The sequence below is a fragment of the Melissococcus plutonius ATCC 35311 genome (assembly GCF_000270185.1).
Taxonomy (GTDB): domain Bacteria; phylum Bacillota; class Bacilli; order Lactobacillales; family Enterococcaceae; genus Melissococcus; species Melissococcus plutonius.
The window spans coordinates 1,172,486-1,189,291 of the sequence record NC_015516.1 but is presented as its reverse complement, the minus strand read 5'-3'; the positions used below and the strand labels follow the sequence as shown (position 1 = coordinate 1,189,291).

At 31.9% G+C, this 16,806-nt stretch carries 12 protein-coding genes and 1 pseudogene; 12 read left to right on the top strand and 1 reads right to left on the bottom strand.

Annotated elements, in window-relative coordinates; all coding sequences use genetic code 11:
• Positions 1–6: 6 nt before the first annotated feature.
• From hslV to MPTP_RS05025, 4 genes and pseudogenes are all read left to right on the top strand, one after another.
• Entirely contained in the window at positions 7–555 is a 549-nt protein-coding gene (gene hslV / locus MPTP_RS05040) for an ATP-dependent protease subunit HslV (RefSeq protein ID WP_013774008.1), read from the top strand.
• A 15-nt stretch (positions 556–570) separates the two neighbouring features.
• On the top strand, positions 571–1,977 hold the full coding sequence (gene hslU / locus MPTP_RS05035) for an ATP-dependent protease ATPase subunit HslU (protein WP_041363545.1): 1,407 nt from the start codon (positions 571–573) through the stop codon (positions 1,975–1,977).
• Between the two features lie 17 nt (positions 1,978–1,994).
• Positions 1,995–2,783 (top strand): annotated as a pseudogene (codY, locus tag MPTP_RS05030) (GTP-sensing pleiotropic transcriptional regulator CodY).
• A gap of 14 nt (positions 2,784–2,797) precedes the next feature.
• Positions 2,798–3,673 carry an aldose 1-epimerase family protein gene (locus tag MPTP_RS05025; RefSeq protein WP_013774006.1) on the top strand — a complete coding sequence of 292 codons (876 nt, stop codon included), beginning with the start codon at positions 2,798–2,800 and terminating at the stop codon, positions 3,671–3,673.
• A 198-nt stretch (positions 3,674–3,871) separates the two neighbouring features.
• On the opposite strand, the gene plsY is transcribed toward MPTP_RS05025, so the two are convergent.
• Complete coding sequence (gene plsY / locus MPTP_RS05020; protein ID WP_013774005.1) at positions 3,872–4,501, bottom strand: glycerol-3-phosphate 1-O-acyltransferase PlsY; 630 nt, start codon at positions 4,499–4,501, stop codon at positions 3,872–3,874.
• A 333-nt stretch (positions 4,502–4,834) separates the two neighbouring features.
• Here plsY and parE point away from each other — a divergent pair, with 333 nt between their 5' ends.
• The 8 genes from parE to MPTP_RS04980 all read left to right on the top strand — a co-directional run bounded on the left by parE (position 4,835) and on the right by MPTP_RS04980 (position 16,439).
• Positions 4,835–6,895: a DNA topoisomerase IV subunit B gene (gene parE / locus MPTP_RS05015; RefSeq protein WP_013774004.1), complete on the top strand. Its 2,061-nt coding sequence runs from the start codon at positions 4,835–4,837 to the stop codon at positions 6,893–6,895.
• An 11-nt stretch (positions 6,896–6,906) separates the two neighbouring features.
• Positions 6,907–9,348 carry a DNA topoisomerase IV subunit A gene (parC, locus tag MPTP_RS05010; RefSeq protein WP_013774003.1) on the top strand — a complete coding sequence of 814 codons (2,442 nt, stop codon included), beginning with the start codon at positions 6,907–6,909 and terminating at the stop codon, positions 9,346–9,348.
• A 211-nt stretch (positions 9,349–9,559) separates the two neighbouring features.
• A complete protein-coding gene (gene pflB, locus MPTP_RS05005) occupies positions 9,560–11,806 on the top strand; it encodes a formate C-acetyltransferase (RefSeq protein WP_013774002.1) in 2,247 nt (748 codons plus the stop codon).
• A 138-nt stretch (positions 11,807–11,944) separates the two neighbouring features.
• On the top strand, positions 11,945–12,709 hold the full coding sequence (gene pflA, locus MPTP_RS05000; protein ID WP_013774001.1) for a pyruvate formate-lyase-activating protein: 765 nt from the start codon (positions 11,945–11,947) through the stop codon (positions 12,707–12,709).
• A gap of 91 nt (positions 12,710–12,800) precedes the next feature.
• A complete protein-coding gene (locus MPTP_RS04995) occupies positions 12,801–13,727 on the top strand; it encodes a manganese-dependent inorganic pyrophosphatase (RefSeq protein ID WP_013774000.1) in 927 nt (308 codons plus the stop codon).
• A 253-nt stretch (positions 13,728–13,980) separates the two neighbouring features.
• Positions 13,981–14,919, top strand: coding sequence for a DUF1803 domain-containing protein (locus MPTP_RS04990; RefSeq protein WP_013773999.1), 939 nt, complete (start codon positions 13,981–13,983; stop codon positions 14,917–14,919).
• Positions 14,920–15,096: 177 nt separating this feature from the next.
• Positions 15,097–15,789, top strand: coding sequence for a helix-turn-helix domain-containing protein (locus MPTP_RS04985; RefSeq protein ID WP_013773998.1), 693 nt, complete (start codon positions 15,097–15,099; stop codon positions 15,787–15,789).
• Positions 15,786–16,439: a hypothetical protein gene (locus MPTP_RS04980; protein WP_148267221.1), complete on the top strand. Its 654-nt coding sequence runs from the start codon at positions 15,786–15,788 to the stop codon at positions 16,437–16,439. The genes MPTP_RS04985 and MPTP_RS04980 overlap by 4 nt, the downstream gene beginning before the upstream one ends.
• The last annotated feature ends 367 nt before the right edge of the window (positions 16,440–16,806 follow it).

Genomic DNA, 16,806 nt, shown 5'->3' with positions numbered 1-16,806 from the left:
TATAAAATGGTCGAATCACAATTTCATTCAACCACAATTTGTGCGATTGAAAAAGATGGAAAATTTGCTATGGCAGGTGACGGACAAGTAACAATGGGACAATCCGTTGTTATGAAAGGATCTGCTAAGAAAGTTAGAAGAATTTATAATAATGAGGTAGTTGTTGGTTTTGCAGGTAGTGTAGCCGATGCATTTACCTTAGAAGAAAAATTTGAAGGAAAATTGAATGAATACAATGGCAATTTGACAAGGGCAGCTGTTGAATTGGCACAAGAATGGCGAACACAACAATCTATGCAAAAATTAGAAGCGATGCTTATTGTCATGAATAAGGAAGAAATGCTTTTAGTTTCAGGGACAGGTGAAGTTATTCAGCCAGATGATGGGATTTTAGCGATCGGCTCTGGTGGGAATTTCGCTTTAGCTGCAGCAAGAGCAATGAAAAATTATGGAGATAAAGAAATATCAGCAAAAGAAATTGCTAAAAATGCCTTATCCATTGCTGCAGATATCTGTGTATTCACAAATCATAATATTATTGTAGAAGAAATATAAACGAGGGAATTTATGATGAATAAATTAAATAAAACACCAAAAGAAATTGTCAAAGAATTAGATGAATATGTTGTTGGACAAACAGCTGCTAAAAAATCTGTAGCTGTTGCACTTAGAAATCGTTATCGACGTTTACAACTAGAAGAATCCATGCAACAAGAAATTACACCTAAAAATATTTTAATGATTGGACCTACAGGTGTCGGAAAAACAGAAATTGCACGTCGTTTAGCGAAGATTGTTTGCGCGCCTTTTGTTAAAATTGAAGCAACGAAATTTACAGAAGTTGGTTATGTTGGACGTGACGTAGAATCAATGGTTCGTGACCTGGTAGAAAATGCCATCCAAATTGTTGAAAAGGAACAATATAGTCGTGTTTATTCACAGGCACTAAAAAAAGCCAATCAGCGTTTGGCGAAAATTTTAGTTCCAGGTATAAAAAAAGAGAAGAAGCAATCGTCAAATAATCAGCTTGAACAAATGATGCAAATGTTTAATACATCCATGCAACAACCTGTAGAAGAAGTAGAAGAAGTAACTGAAGATATTAAGGTGAGTCGTAAAACAGTCTTAGACCAATTGGAAAAAGGCTTATTAGGTTCTAGAGAAGTAACGATCAAAATTGACGAACCTAAAAAGACTATGCCCGCAATGAATAATGGATTGGAACAAATGGGGATTGATCTAAATGAAACGTTAGGCTCACTCACTCCCAAAAAGAAGATAGAAAGAATTGTTACAGTAAAAGAAGCTCAAGAATTATTAGTCAAAGAAGAATTAGCTAAACTTGTCAAAGAAGCTGATATTCATAGCGAAGCCATTCGTTTGGCAGAATCCAGTGGCATCATCTTTATCGATGAAATGGATAAAATTACATCAAAAAATCAACAAAATACTGGTGAAGTTTCCAGAGAAGGTGTTCAACGTGACATTTTACCAATTGTTGAAGGATCACAAGTAAATACTAAATATGGTACTATTCAAACGGATCATATTTTGTTTATTGCTTCTGGAGCTTTTCACTTATCTAAGCCAAGTGATTTGATTCCTGAACTTCAAGGACGTTTTCCTATTCGGGTAGAGTTAGATGATCTAACTGCAGAAGATTTTGTTCGTATTTTAACTGAACCAAATAATGCATTAATTAAACAATATATGGCTTTAGTAGGTACAGAAAATGTCAATATAACCTTTACTCAAGAGGCGATCACCCGTATTGCTGAAATTGCTTTTCGTGTAAATCGTGATACAGATAATATTGGCGCAAGACGGTTGCATACAATTTTGGAACGTTTACTTGAAGATTTATTATTTGAATCACCAGATATGCAAATGGGAGATATCACAATTACAGAAGCTTATGTTGATGAAAAATTAATAGATATTGCTCAAAATGAAGATTTAAGTCGATATATTTTATAAAAGGGATAGTTGAGAAGATGTCAACCTTAATAGAAAAAGTGCGCCAAATTAATCAGCTACTTCAGCAGAAAAATATGTTTAGTTTGAATACTGATTTACCTTATGATAAAATGGCAATATCTTTAGGAGATATTCTTGACAGTAATGCCTATATTATTAATAATATAGGCATTTTACTTGGTTATTATGAAGGACTAGACGTAAATAATGCCCGAATAAAGACAATGTTTGAAGAGAAAAAATTGCCGTATGAGTACACCAATGCAACAAAACAACTAAATGAAACAACTGTAAATATTCCTATAACCAGTGATTTAACTGCTTTTCCTATTGAGTGGCGACAAAAATTTCTCAATGGGGTTACAACAATTATACCGATTTATGGAACAGGGGAAAGACTAGGTACAATTATCCTATCTCGAATGGAAAAGAAATTTGATGATGAAGATCTTATCTTAGCATAGTATAGTGTAACAGTTGTTGGTATGCAAATCTTGCATCAAAAAGCTAGAACCATTGAGGAAGAAGTTCGAAATACAACTTCTGTAAAAATGGCTATTGATACATTATCCTATAGTGAATTAAAGGCAATACGAGCAATTTTTAAAGCTTTGGATGGTACAGAAGGATGGTTAACGACTTCAAGTATAGCTGATGATATCGGTATTATCCGTTCAGTCATTGTAAATGCTTTACGAAAACTTGAGTCTGCTGGCATTATTGATTCAAAATCCCTGGGGATGAAAGGAACCTATATAAAAATTTTAAATAATCAGTTTATCAATGAATTAGAAAAGGAATATTAAGGGAGGGGTTAGTAATGACGGTACAATTAGAAAATGAATTTTTAATTGCCACAATTGCTGAAGCTGGCGCAGAATTAGTTAGTTTACGTTCAAAATCAATGAATATAGAATATATTTGGCAAGGGAATCCAGCGTTTTGGAATCGACATTCACCTATCCTTTTTCCAATTGTTGGTCGTTTAAAAAACAATCAATATATATATGAAGGAAAAACGTATCATTTGCCTCAACATGGTTTTGCACGTGATCAACTGTTTCAAGTGATTGAACAGTCAGATCAATCAGCTACATTTTCATTAAAATCAACAAAGGAAACTTATCAATATTATCCGTTTGATTTTGAGCTTGTTTTAACTTATGAATTAGAAGAACAAAACTTGATTGTTCGTTACCAAGTTGAGAATCTTGGGATTCAAACGATGTATTTTTCTATCGGTGGCCATCCAGCATTTAACGTTCCTTTAGAAGAAACATTAACATTTGAAGATTATTTTTTAAATTTTTTTCCAAAAAAATCACGAACACAAATTCCATTGAGTGGTTCTGCTTTGAATATTAAAAATAAAACATTAGCACAAACAAATACAAGTATTGATTTAATTCATGAATTGTTTAAAAATGATGCGTTGATTTTTGAAACAAAAGGCAATAATGCTTTTTCAATCGAAACGGATAAAAGTCAACATGGGATTACACTAAGTTACACAGACGCACCTTATGTTGGTATTTGGTCGCCCTATCCGAAAAAGGCACCATTTGTTTGTATTGAACCCTGGTGGGGTATTGCAGACACCATCGATACAGACGGTCAGCTAACAAATAAACTAGGGATTCAGTTACTTTCACCAAATCGGATTTTCAACACACACTATCAACTTACAATTAAATAAATGGTTTATTAGTAATTCAATCATCAAGAACATATAAAAATAGCTGTATTAAGGTAATTTAATCAATAAAATAAGAAAAACTTCATAAATATTAAAATCAATGAAGTTTTTCTTATTTTTATTAATTTGTAGTCATTTTATTATTTTATAAGTGAAATTGTTTCATTTTCAATAGGTTTTTTAGTTTTTTATCGAATATTATCGTCTGTTTTTACTTAATCCAAAATTAATACGACTTTCAGTACCATTTTTAATTCTTTTGATATTTCCCCTATGAAGAATAAAAATGAAAGTGGTGATAATAATGGCAATCGTAGCTAATAACCAATCAAAATGTGGTAAAATCGTTGGAAAAGTCATTGGTAAGATGATCGTTGATAAAGTCACAATCACTGCTTGAATCATACTAGTTAAACTGACCATACTAGTAATATAAAGAATCACAAAATAAAGAAGGAGTGAAAAAACAAAAAATGTGGGATTATAAGCTAAAAGCATACCTGCACTGGTTGCTACTGCTTTTCCTCCTTTGAAATGAGTGAAAATTGGAAATATATGACCTAAAACAGCCACAGTACCAAAAACTAAAGGATTGATAGGAAGAGAAAATAAATAAGGTAAACAGGTTGCTATTGTCCCCTTTAAAAGATCCATTAAAAAAACAACACTGCCAGCTGTTCCTCCTAAAACACGAAATGTATTTGTAGTTCCTGTGTTGCCACTGCCGTATTGTCGAATATCTTTTTTAAAAAAAAACTTTCCAATCCAAACACCAGATGGAATAGAACCTAATAGATAAGCAACAACTAGCAAAATAATTATCTTCATAAAACAACCCCATTTTCATTCAAGCTAATAACTCACTTATTTTAACATGAATCATTAAATAGGACAATTTTTTTACTAAAAAAGAAAAAGCAATCAATAGTTTACGTATTTATTCAATAATAAGAATTCAATTTAATTTATTTTATTTCTTAAATTTAAATCAAGCTATTCACCATATTATAAATAGCTAGATTAAAAATTAATAAATTGCTTATTTTAAAATAGAGTGATAAAGCGAAATGGAAAGTTCTTTTTTTTTACTAACTTTTAGAGTATTATTATAAATAATGTGGCAAGAAGCCACTTGAATCCAATATATAAGGAGTTTTTTCTTTGGCTAAAAAAATAAATAATGCATACAATGACACTTCCATTCAGGTTTTAGAAGGTCTTGAAGCAGTTAGAAAACGACCTGGAATGTATATTGGCTCTACAGATCATCGTGGACTTCATCATTTGGTCTATGAAATTGTTGATAATGCAGTAGATGAAGCATTATCTGGTTTTGGAAATGACATCCAGGTAACCATTCAAAAAGATAATAGTATAAAAATTGCCGATTTAGGTAGAGGAATGCCAGTAGGAATTCATGCCTCTGGTATTCCTACTGTTGAAGTAATTTTCACGGTACTGCATGCTGGTGGTAAATTCGGCCAAGGCGGTTATAAAACTTCTGGTGGACTTCATGGTGTCGGTGCTAGTGTAGTAAATGCATTATCCAAATGGTTAGAGGTACGTATCGTACGTGATGGCATAGAATATATGGAACGTTTTGAAAATGGTGGCAAACCAGTTGGAACGCTTGAAAAAGTTGGGAAAACTAAAAAGCCAAATGGAACAGTGGTAACTTTTTTACCAGATGATACGATTTTTTCAACCATTCAATTTTCATATACTAATTTGGCAGAACGGTTACGTGAGTCTGCATTTTTATTGAAAGATATTAAAATTACGTTAACCGATCTAAGGGAAGATGAACCGAAACAAGAAATATTTCATTATAAAGAAGGAATTAAAGAATTTGTTTCCTATCTAAATGAAGAAAAAGACACCTTAACACCAATTGTTTACTTCAATGGTGAAAAGGAAGGAATTGAAGTAGAACTTTCATATCAATACAATGATGGTTATTCGGAAAATGTTTTATCCTTTGTGAATAACGTACGCACAAAAGATGGTGGTACACATGAAATTGGTATGAAAACAGCGATGACGAGAGCCTATAATGAATATGCTAGGCGGATTGGTTTGTTAAAAGAACGGGATAAAAATTTAGAGGGCAGTGACTTTAGAGAAGGCTTAGCAGCGATTCTTTCAATCCGTGTACCAGAAAGTTTGCTTCAATTTGAAGGACAAACGAAAGAAAAATTGGGAACACCTCAAGCTAGAAATAGTGTGGATAGTGTAATTGGTGAACAGATGAGCTATTATTTACAAGAAAATAGCGAACTGAGTCAAACATTGATTCGTAAAGCCATTAAAGCACGTGAGGCACGTGAAGCTGCTAGAAAAGCTCGAGAGGAAAGTCGTAATGGAAAAAAGCGAAAAAAGGGAGAATCTCTTTTATCTGGGAAATTAACTCCTGCTCAATCTCGGAATCCTCAAAAAAATGAATTATATCTAGTCGAAGGAGATTCTGCAGGGGGTTCCGCCAAACAAGGACGTGATCGTAAATTTCAAGCAATCTTGCCTTTAAGAGGAAAAGTAATTAATACGGAAAAGGCAAAAATGCAGGATATTTTAAAAAATGAAGAAATCAATACTATGATTTATACTATTGGGGCAGGTGTTGGGCCTGAATTCAATATAGAAGATTGTAATTATGACAAAGTCATTATCATGACAGATGCAGATACAGATGGTGCCCATATTCAAATTCTCTTATTAACATTCTTTTATCGCTATATGAAACCACTAATTGAAGCAGGAAAAGTATATATTGCTTTACCGCCCTTATACAAGGTATCTAAAGGATCAGGAAAAAAAGCCCAAATTGAATATGCTTGGACAGACGAAGAACTAAAGGATGTTATTCAATCAATCGGTAAGGGTTATATGCTTCAGCGCTACAAAGGATTAGGAGAAATGAACGCTGAACAGCTATGGGAAACAACAATGGCGCCAGAATCAAGAACCTTAATTCGTGTTCGTATTGATGATACAGCGCAAGCAGAACGCCGTGTGACAACGCTAATGGGTGACAAGGTAGAACCACGTAGAAACTGGATTGAAACTCATGTTCAATTTAGTCTTGAAGAAGATGGCAGTATCTTAGATAGAAAAGAAAATCAAAAAGAAATTTCAGCTTCTGTCTCCAATGAATTATTAAACGAAACAAATGAGAATGAGCAAAATCAAAAAACTGAAACAATCAGCCTATTTGATTTGGAATAGGGAGTGAGAAAATGGAAAAACAATCAGAAATCCAGGAACTAACGCTAGAAGAAGTAATGGGAGATCGCTTTGGTAGATATTCAAAATACATTATTCAGGAACGAGCATTACCTGATATTCGAGATGGATTAAAACCAGTTCAACGTAGAATTTTATTTTCAATGAATAAAGATGGCAATACCTTTGATAAGGGATTTAGAAAATCAGCAAAATCTGTCGGAAATATTATGGGAAATTATCATCCACATGGAGATAGCAGTATCTATGAAGCAATGGTTCGTTTAAGTCAAGATTGGAAATTACGAGAAACATTAATTGAAATGCATGGTAATAATGGAAGTATGGACGGAGATCCACCTGCAGCTATGCGTTATACTGAAGCGCGTTTGTCAGAATTAAGTGGTGAACTTTTAAAAGATATTGAAAAAGAGACAGTAGACTTTGTTTGGAATTTTGATGATACTGAAAAAGAACCTACAGTATTACCAGCTAGAGTACCTAATCTATTAATTAATGGCTCAACAGGTATCTCGGCTGGCTATGCGACTGAAATTCCAACACATAATTTATCAGAAGTTATCGATGGCACAATTTATCTCATTGACCATCCGAACACATCATTAGAAAAACTAATGACATTTATTCCTGGACCAGATTTTCCAACTGGTGGTATCCTACAAGGAAAAGAAGAACTAAAAAAAGCCTATGAAACAGGAAAAGGGAAGGTCGTTTTACGTTCTAAAACAGCGATTGAATCACTTAGAGGTGGAAGACAGCAAATTATTGTAACTGAGATTCCTTATGAAGTAAACAAGGCAGTTTTGGTTAAAAAAATGGATGAGATTCGCCTAAATAAGAAGATTGATGGCATGGCAGAAATTCGTGATGAGAGTGATAGAACTGGTTTACGAATTGTCATTGAATTAAAAAAAGAAGCTAATGCCCAAGGAATCTTAAATTACCTATTTAAAAATACTGAATTACAAATTAACTATAATTTTAATATGGTTGCTATTGATAATATGACACCAAGACAAGTTGGTTTGGTACATATTTTAAATAGTTATATTTCACATAGAAAAATTGTAATTAAAAATCGCAGTCATTTTGAGTTGGAAAAAGCTAAAAAAAGACAGCACATTGTCTCTGGGTTGATCAAAGCCTTATCAATTTTAGATAAAGTCATTGCTACTATAAGAGAAAGTAAAGATAAAAAAAACGCAAAACAAAATCTGGTGAAAACCTATGCATTTACAGAGGAACAAGCAGAAGCAATTGTTAATTTGCAACTTTATCGGTTAACCAATACTGATATTACTCAATTGGAAAAAGAAGCAAATGAGCTTGCATTATCAATAGAAAAGCTAACTGAAATTCTTGAAAATGAAAAAGAATTGTTCGCTGTAATGAAAAAAGAATTACGTGAAGTGAAAAAGAAATATACACATGAACGTGCAACAAAAATTGAGAACGAAATTCAAGAAATCAAAATTGATACAGAGGTATTAGTTTCCCAAGAAGATGTTATTGTAACAGTTACCCATGAAGGGTATATCAAGCGTAGTAGTATTAGATCTTACAATGCGTCTAAACCCGAAGAAATTGGGATAAAAGGCGGAGACTTTTTATTACTAGCTAGACAGGTAAATACTCTTGATCATTTATTATTGATTACAAATAAGGCAAATGTCATCTATCGGCCCGTTCATGAATTACCAGATTTACGATGGAAAGAATTGGGAGAACACCTTTCTCGAACAATTTTAAATTTATCAGCAGATGAGGCAATTATCGGTGCTTATTTATATAAAGAGTTAAGTGCAACAAAAACATTTGTCTTTATGACAAAAGCAGGTATGATCAAACAAACCAAAATGACAGATTTTGCGCCATGGCGAACCTATAAAAGTCGAGCAACAAATTGTATGAAATTGAAAATTGATGATGATGAATTGGTTAATGTCTATCTAACAGACAAACAAAATCATCTTGATGTTTTTTTAGTTAGCCATTTTGGCTTTGGTTTAAGATTTCCTTTATCCGAAGTACCAATTATTGGTACGAAGGCTGCAGGTGTCAAATCAATGAATTTAAAGGAAGAAGATGTTATTGTTAACGGATTATTGATTGATGATACAAAAGAAACTGAGGTAACCTTTATTACACAAAGAGGAAATATAAAAAGAATGAGTACGGACGAATTAACATTATTAGGGCGTGCTAAACGTGGATTAATGGTATTAAAAGAATTAAAAAATCTACCGCATCGAATCGTTTTTATGGCAGAAAGCAGTCCGAAAAACTTGACAATTCTTACTCAAAAAGGGACACAAAAACAAATAAATGGTCAAAATTATCCCCTTGTCCATCGCATGTCTAATGGATCAGTTATCATTAACGAGAAATCAGAAGGTCAAATTTTGGAAGTTCATCAAATGGATATCTATAAATAAATCAAATATAATTTCAATGACCTGTTCTATTAAAATTGACTTATTATTTATAAAATAATTTCCTTTATATATAAGCTTTTTCTAGCTATTTTATTATTATTTTAAAAAAAAAATAATAATATAATTATAAAAACTTGCTTTAAAAAGGGAATGTGTTATACTTTGTTTGTAAAGCTGTTATACATATATTTATTATTAGGAGGTTACCTTGATGGAACAATGGAAAGGTTTTAAAGGAGACAAGTGGAAAACTTCTGTGGACACTCGTGATTTCATTCAAAGAAATTACACAGAATACACAGGCGATGATAGCTTTTTGGAACCAATCGCTCCAAGTACAGACAAATTATGGACAAAATTGCAAGAATTATTTGAAGTTCAACATCAACAAAACGGTGTTTATGACATGGATAATAATGTACCTGCAACATTAACCTCACATGAACCTGGCTATTTGATTAAAGAAGAAGAAAAAATTGTTGGATTACAAACAGATGTACCATTGAAACAAGCTTTTATGCCATTTGGTGGAATTAACATGGCAAACAATGCGCTAACTTCAAATGGTTATGAAGTAGATCCAGAAATGACAAAAATTTTTACTGAGTTAAGAAAAACACATAACCAAGGTGTTTTTGACGCTTATACACCAGAAATGAGAGCGGCTCGTAAAAATAAAATTATTACTGGATTGCCAGACGCTTATGGTCGTGGCCGTATTATTGGGGATTATCGTCGTATTGCTTTATATGGTATTGATCGCTTAATCGAAGAAAAAATGAAAGATTTAAGCAATACAGGTTATAAGAGCATGACTGAAGATGTCATCCGTTTAAGAGAAGAAATCACTGAACAAATTCGTGCATTAGGCGAATTGAAAAAAATGGCTGCTTCTTATGGATTTGATATTTCTCAACCAGCAGGTAATGCCCGTGAAGCAATTCAATGGTTATACTTTGGTTATTTAGGTGCAATCAAATCTCAAAATGGTGCTGCAATGTCTATTGGCCGTATTTCAGCATTCTTGGATATTTATATTCAACGTGACTTAGAAAATGGAACAATTACAGAGTTTGAAGCACAAGAATTGATTGATCACTTGATTATGAAATTGCGTATGGTTAAATTTGCTCGTACACCAGAATACAATCAATTATTCTCTGGTTATCCAATCTGGGCAACATTATCTATAGCAGGTATGGCTTTAAGTGGACGTTCATTAGTTACTAAGAATGATTTCCGTATTTTGCATACTTTAACAAATATGGGACCTTCTCCAGAACCAAACTTAACTGTTTTATATTCTTCACATTTACCAGAAGGATTTAGAACATTTGCTGCAAAAATTGCAAAAGAAAGTTCTTCTATCCAATTTGAAAATGATGATTTATTACGTGCTAACTGGGGATCAGATGATTGTGCTATTGCTTGTTGTGTGTCTGCGACAGTAATGGGTAAAGATATGCAATTCTTTGGTGCACGTGCTAACTTAGCAAAAGCTGCTCTTTATGCAATTAATGGTGGCATAGATGAAAAAACAAAAGCACAAGTAGGACCTAAATTTCGTCCAATGGAAGGCGATACACTAGACTTTGATGAATTTATCGAAAGATATAAAGACATTATGGACTGGTTGGCTGAATTGTATGTAAATACACTAAATGTTATTCATTATATGCATGATAAATATGCTTATGAAGCAGCTCAATTAGCTTTCATGGATAGTGATTTAAAACGTACATTTGCAACTGGTATTGCAGGAATTTCACATGCAACAGATAGTGTAATGGCTATTAAATATGGTAATGTAAAAGTAATTCGTGATGAAGATGGTGTTGCTGTTGACTATGTTCCTCAAAATGAATTCCCAACTTATGGAAATGATAATGAAGAAGCAGATGAAATGGCAAACTGGATTCTTGAATACTTTATGACACAAATTAAACGTCATCATACTTATCGTAACGCTCGTCCAACAACTTCTCTATTGACAATTACATCAAATGTTGTTTATGGAAAAGCAACTGGTAATACACCTGATGGACGTCGTGCTGGTAAGCCACTTGCTCCAGGAGCAAATCCAAGTTATCAAGATGGTAAATTCTTAGGTGAAAAGAATGGGTTACTTGCTTCACTTAACTCTACTGCAAGATTAGAATATACATGTGCCTTAGATGGCATTTCTAATACACAAACAATTAATCCAAATGGATTAGGTAAAGATGATGATATTAGAATTGATAACTTACGTAATGTAATGGATGGCTATTTTGATAAAGGTGGTTACCATTTAAATGTCAATGTGTTTACAAATGAATTGTTATTAGATGCACAGGCACATCCAGAAAAATATCCAAACCTAACAATCCGCGTTTCAGGTTATGCCGTTAAATTCCGTGATTTAACTCCTGAACAACAAGCTGATGTTATCTCAAGAACATCACATGACAGAATGTAATAGAACCTAATCATTAAGAGGATATTCTATTTCTGTAAAAGCTATTCTTAAGAAGAATGTAACAAGGCGCTCTGCTTTTTCATTTTAAAGAAGCCTTGTTGCATCTTCTTTATTTTTATAAAAGAAAAGAGTGAAAGTATGACTGAAACAATAAAAGGACGTATTCATTCAACTGAAAATTTTGGCACGGTAGATGGTCCAGGTGTTCGCTTTGTTGTCTTTATGCAAGGCTGTCGGATGCGTTGCGAATTTTGTCATAACCCAGATACATGGCGAATTGGCGCAGGAGGGAAACTTGTTACAGCTGATCAAATTATTGAAGAAGCTTTACATTATCGTTCTTACTGGGGAGAAAAAGGTGGCATAACAGTCAGTGGAGGAGAACCACTTCTTCAAATTGAATTCTTAATTGATCTATTTAAAAAAGCGAAAGAATTAGGAATTTCAACCACATTGGATTCTTGTGGAAAACCATTTACAAGAGAAGAACCATTTTTTAGTCAATTTAATGAATTATTAAAATACACAGACTTAGTTTTGCTTGATATTAAACATATCAATAGTGAAAAACACAAAGAGTTAACTACTTTCAATAATGAAAATATTCTTGATTTAGCACATTACTTATCTGAAGTGGGGCAACCTGTTTGGATACGTCACGTTTTAGTGCCTTTTCGAAGTGATTATGATGAATATTTGATTGAGTTAGACAAGTTTGTTAAAACTTTAAACAATGTGGATAAGTTTGAAGTGTTACCTTACCATACTATGGGAAAATATAAATGGGAAGATTTAAAGATCCCTTATCCTTTAGAAGGAATCGAACCACCTACTGATGAGCGTGTAAAAAATGCTAAAAAAATCTTGCATGTGGATGATTATAAGGGATATCTGACACGATAAAAAAGAAAAAGTAAAAAAGGAGACGATTTTTATTGTTTCTTTTTTATTTTTTGTTATCATTAATAATGAATTGAGAAAAGGAGTGGATACTATGTCAAAAATCTTAGTTTTTGGGCATCAAAATCCAGATACAGATGCTATAGGTGCAGCAATTAGTTTTGCCCACCTACAAAAAGAATTAGGAAAAGACTGCGAGGCAGTTGCCTTAGGGGAACCTAATGAGGAAACCTTATACGCTTTAAATCATTTTGCCATTGAAGTACCAACAATTATAGAAAAGGCTTCTGAAATTACAAAAGATGTCATGCTAGTAGATCATAATGAATTTCAACAAAGTGTGTCTGACATTGAAGAGCTAAATATTTTATCCGTTGTAGACCATCATCGTATTGCTAATTTTAAAACTTCTGATCCTCTATATTATCGATCAGAACCAGTAGGGTGTACTTGTACTATTCTTTATAAATTGTACAAAGAGAATAATGTATCTATTCCTACAGCGATTGCAGGCATCATGGTATCAGCAATTATTTCTGATACATTATTATTTAAATCCCCCACTTGTACTCAAGAGGATATTGATATTGCAAAAAAATTAGCAGAAATTGCAAAAATAGATTTGGAAAGCTATGGACTAGAAATGTTAAAGGCTGGAACAAACTTGGAAACAAAATCTGCTGAAACATTGTTAGATTTAGACGCAAAAAGTTTTTCAATGGGTGGAAAAAATGTTAGAGTGGCACAAGTAAACACTGTAGATTTGTCAGAAGTATTGAATCGTCAAAATGAATTAGAAACTGCCATTCGTGCCACAAATGAAAAAAATGCTTATGATGTATTTGTTTTACTCATTACAGATATTATTGCAAGTGATTCTGAATTACTCGTTATTGGTTCAACACCTGAAAAAGTAGAACAAGCGTTTAATGTAACATTGAAAAATAATCGTGCCTTTTTAAAAGGAATTGTTTCACGTAAAAAGCAAGTCATTCCAGCACTGACTGAGGCATTTAATTAAATTTGATCGTCTAAAAATGATTTTTCAATAAAAAGAAATTATTAAATGTTCACCTATTTTATTTATCTCTATTTAATAACCACTAATTTATACAAATTTAAAATAACTATGAATTTTAGTTATATAAAAGAAATAAATTGAACAAAAATGAGTAAGGGAGATTTCCTTTACTCATTTTTTTATTGATTCTATGGATAAAAAAATATGCTATAATGACAGTTATTATAGTAATGGCACATAGGAGTAAACAATCATGACAGAAATGCATTATTATTTTCAATCAAAAGAACATGAGCATGCTATTCATTCACTTACCCAACATGAACTATTTGATAAGGTTGTTGTTTATTTAGATGAACATCAGGATATACCAATTACCTTGAGACACTTAAAACAAGTATTTCATAGCGAAAAAGGCCTCGAAAAAATAATAGATCGTATGATTCACTATCATTTATTGCAAAGAAAAGAGAAACATTATGCATTAACATTTCCTATCTTTTCTAAAAAACCTGAATTTCCATTAATAAAATCTGTCTTTTTTAAACAATTTCAACAAATAGATGAAAAAAGCCAAGTCTGGTTTTTAGGAGAAGGATGTTGGAGGCATTTTTTGAAGGATTCATGTGGTTTCTTTTTTGGTGTTTCCCATTCTAACGATTCATTTTTTCAAAAAAATCAAATAAAGAATGACAAGATTGCCTTTATTTCTATTCAAAATGAATCAAGCCCATCATTCACATTACCTAGCTATTTTAAGAAATTACAACTAAAATCCTCTTTAAGGAAAACAGAAGTCGATGAATTCCAACAACTTCAACAGTTACTAGGGGATGTATCATTGGATTATTTTTTAGCACAAGCACAATACCTAGTCACAAGAGCAGCGAAAAAGCGAAAAATACCAAGCAAAAGAAATATTTTCTATGAATCAATGCTGTCGACGGGTATTTTTTCTTTAACAGAAAATCATTGCTTTAACTTGTCTTATCCATTATTTGATAATAAAGAAGAAAATTCAATCAATGATTTAAGGGATGAATGGTTAGATGAACTAACTCAAATTTTGTCATTAAAAAATAAATCTACTGAACAAATACAATATGAAAAAATGTGTTTATATGCACAATTACTAAACCATTTAAAAATACAAAAATTAAATTATATAAAAATAATAAGCAGTTATAAATAACAGTTGGTTTCCTATAATTTTATTATGTTAACTACATAGACAATAAATAGGTTATATCAGATGTTAAACTAAGATCTAAACTGTGAACAGAAGGAGAAGCCTATATTTCAAGAATTATTAGATAAACCCTACAGACAACTAATAAAATTATTAATTTTTTTGAACAATAAAGAAAAAATGTCTTTTGCCAAAATAGCAAAACAAGTCAATCTAGACCAACAAACGATCAAAAAGAGTTTGGAATGGTTTCAAAAAGAGAGTGATCAATTTTATTGGCATGAACAAATGATTTTTATTCTTGATCAGCGTATGGTTTATTTTCGATTGTTACCTGGTGCTTCTTTTTCAATGATCTATAAAACCTATTTTAAACAAAGTTTAAATTATAAAATTGTGCATGCTTTATTTCAACAACAATTTACTAGCTTATTAGCTTTTTCACAACAACATTATATTAGTATTGCCACCTTAATTAGGTACTTAAAAAAGGTGAACCGTCTTTTTTCTACCTATGGAGTGACAATCGACTTAAGAAGTAAGCAGAAAATACAGGGAAAAGAAGCAGCTATTCGGCATTGTTTCATTGAATTTTATTGGCAATGTTTTGAAGAAGAAAATTGGCCTTTTCCTGCCATTAATGAACAAGAATTGCAGAATTTTTTGATTCAGGAACTCCATTTTGATAATGTATCCTATTTAGATTTTTTAAAAGCAAAAGTTATTTTAAGTATTAACCTATCAAGAATTCAAAATGGCCATTCATTGTCTAAAGATATTTTACAGACACAAGGCAAACAGTTGCTTTTGATCGATCGATTTTTTGGTAGAAATCGAAATTATTCTGCTTTTTTTAAAACAATTTGCAATTGAAGAAGAAAAAAATTTTTTTTCAAAAAGAATTTAAACAGTTAACAAATTCAACTATTTTCTTTAAAGAAATGCCTCATGCCTTAATCGATGAGTATTCAATTGTTCATAAACAATCCGTTTTGTTTCACTCTCTTGACCGTTCATTATCCATTGCTGAACAAAAGAAGATCAAAAGACTATTTATGCAATATAAACAACTCATAAAACAATTGCCAGAAACGGCATTTTTGGATATCAAATGCTTCTTTTTTAATGACTTTTATTGGCAAAAACAATATACTAGAATGAGTCGTTTTCTTTCTCTAAATACATCTATTGTGGATCAGCAACTTTTACTTTCGAGTTACCTACTATTCTTTAAGAAAAAACAACTTAAAAACCAACAGTCAATCAAAATTCTATTTTTTACACAAATTCCTAACTTACAACTACAACAATTGCAAAGAAGAATTAAAGCAACCGTAGACGTTCCAATTCTATACGTCAACTCATTACAAGATGTGCCTCAATTGATTCTTTCTGATCTTTATCTGCCTCAATTGGAGCTATTATATCCAAAATGTTTCTTCTTTTATGGACAACCACTTTTCAATGCTACACATTTTTCGCAATTGTGTGAGAAGATTGAAGAAATTTTTTACGGCAAATAAAAAAGAGAAACTTAATGAAAAAATTTTTTAGTTATCCATTGAAAAAGCAAAAATATTAAGGAGAAGTAGCAGGAAATGTCATTATTTGGCTATTTCTATCTAAATTTTTCTAAAAATTGCTATTAGAGATATCAGATACTAATAAAAAATGTTATCCATTCATTACATTGAAGTAGCAGAAATAAAGGAAACAGGGAATAGCTATAATTTATAGTTAGATAGACAGAAAAGAAAACCAATTTAAGTCTTTTTATTGTTAACTAGGATGATCAAAAATAATATTTGATCTGAATTAAGTTACCCTTTTAATTAAGCAGTGAAAAAATAACAAAAAGAGTAGAAAATCATAGTTTTCTACTCTTTTTTT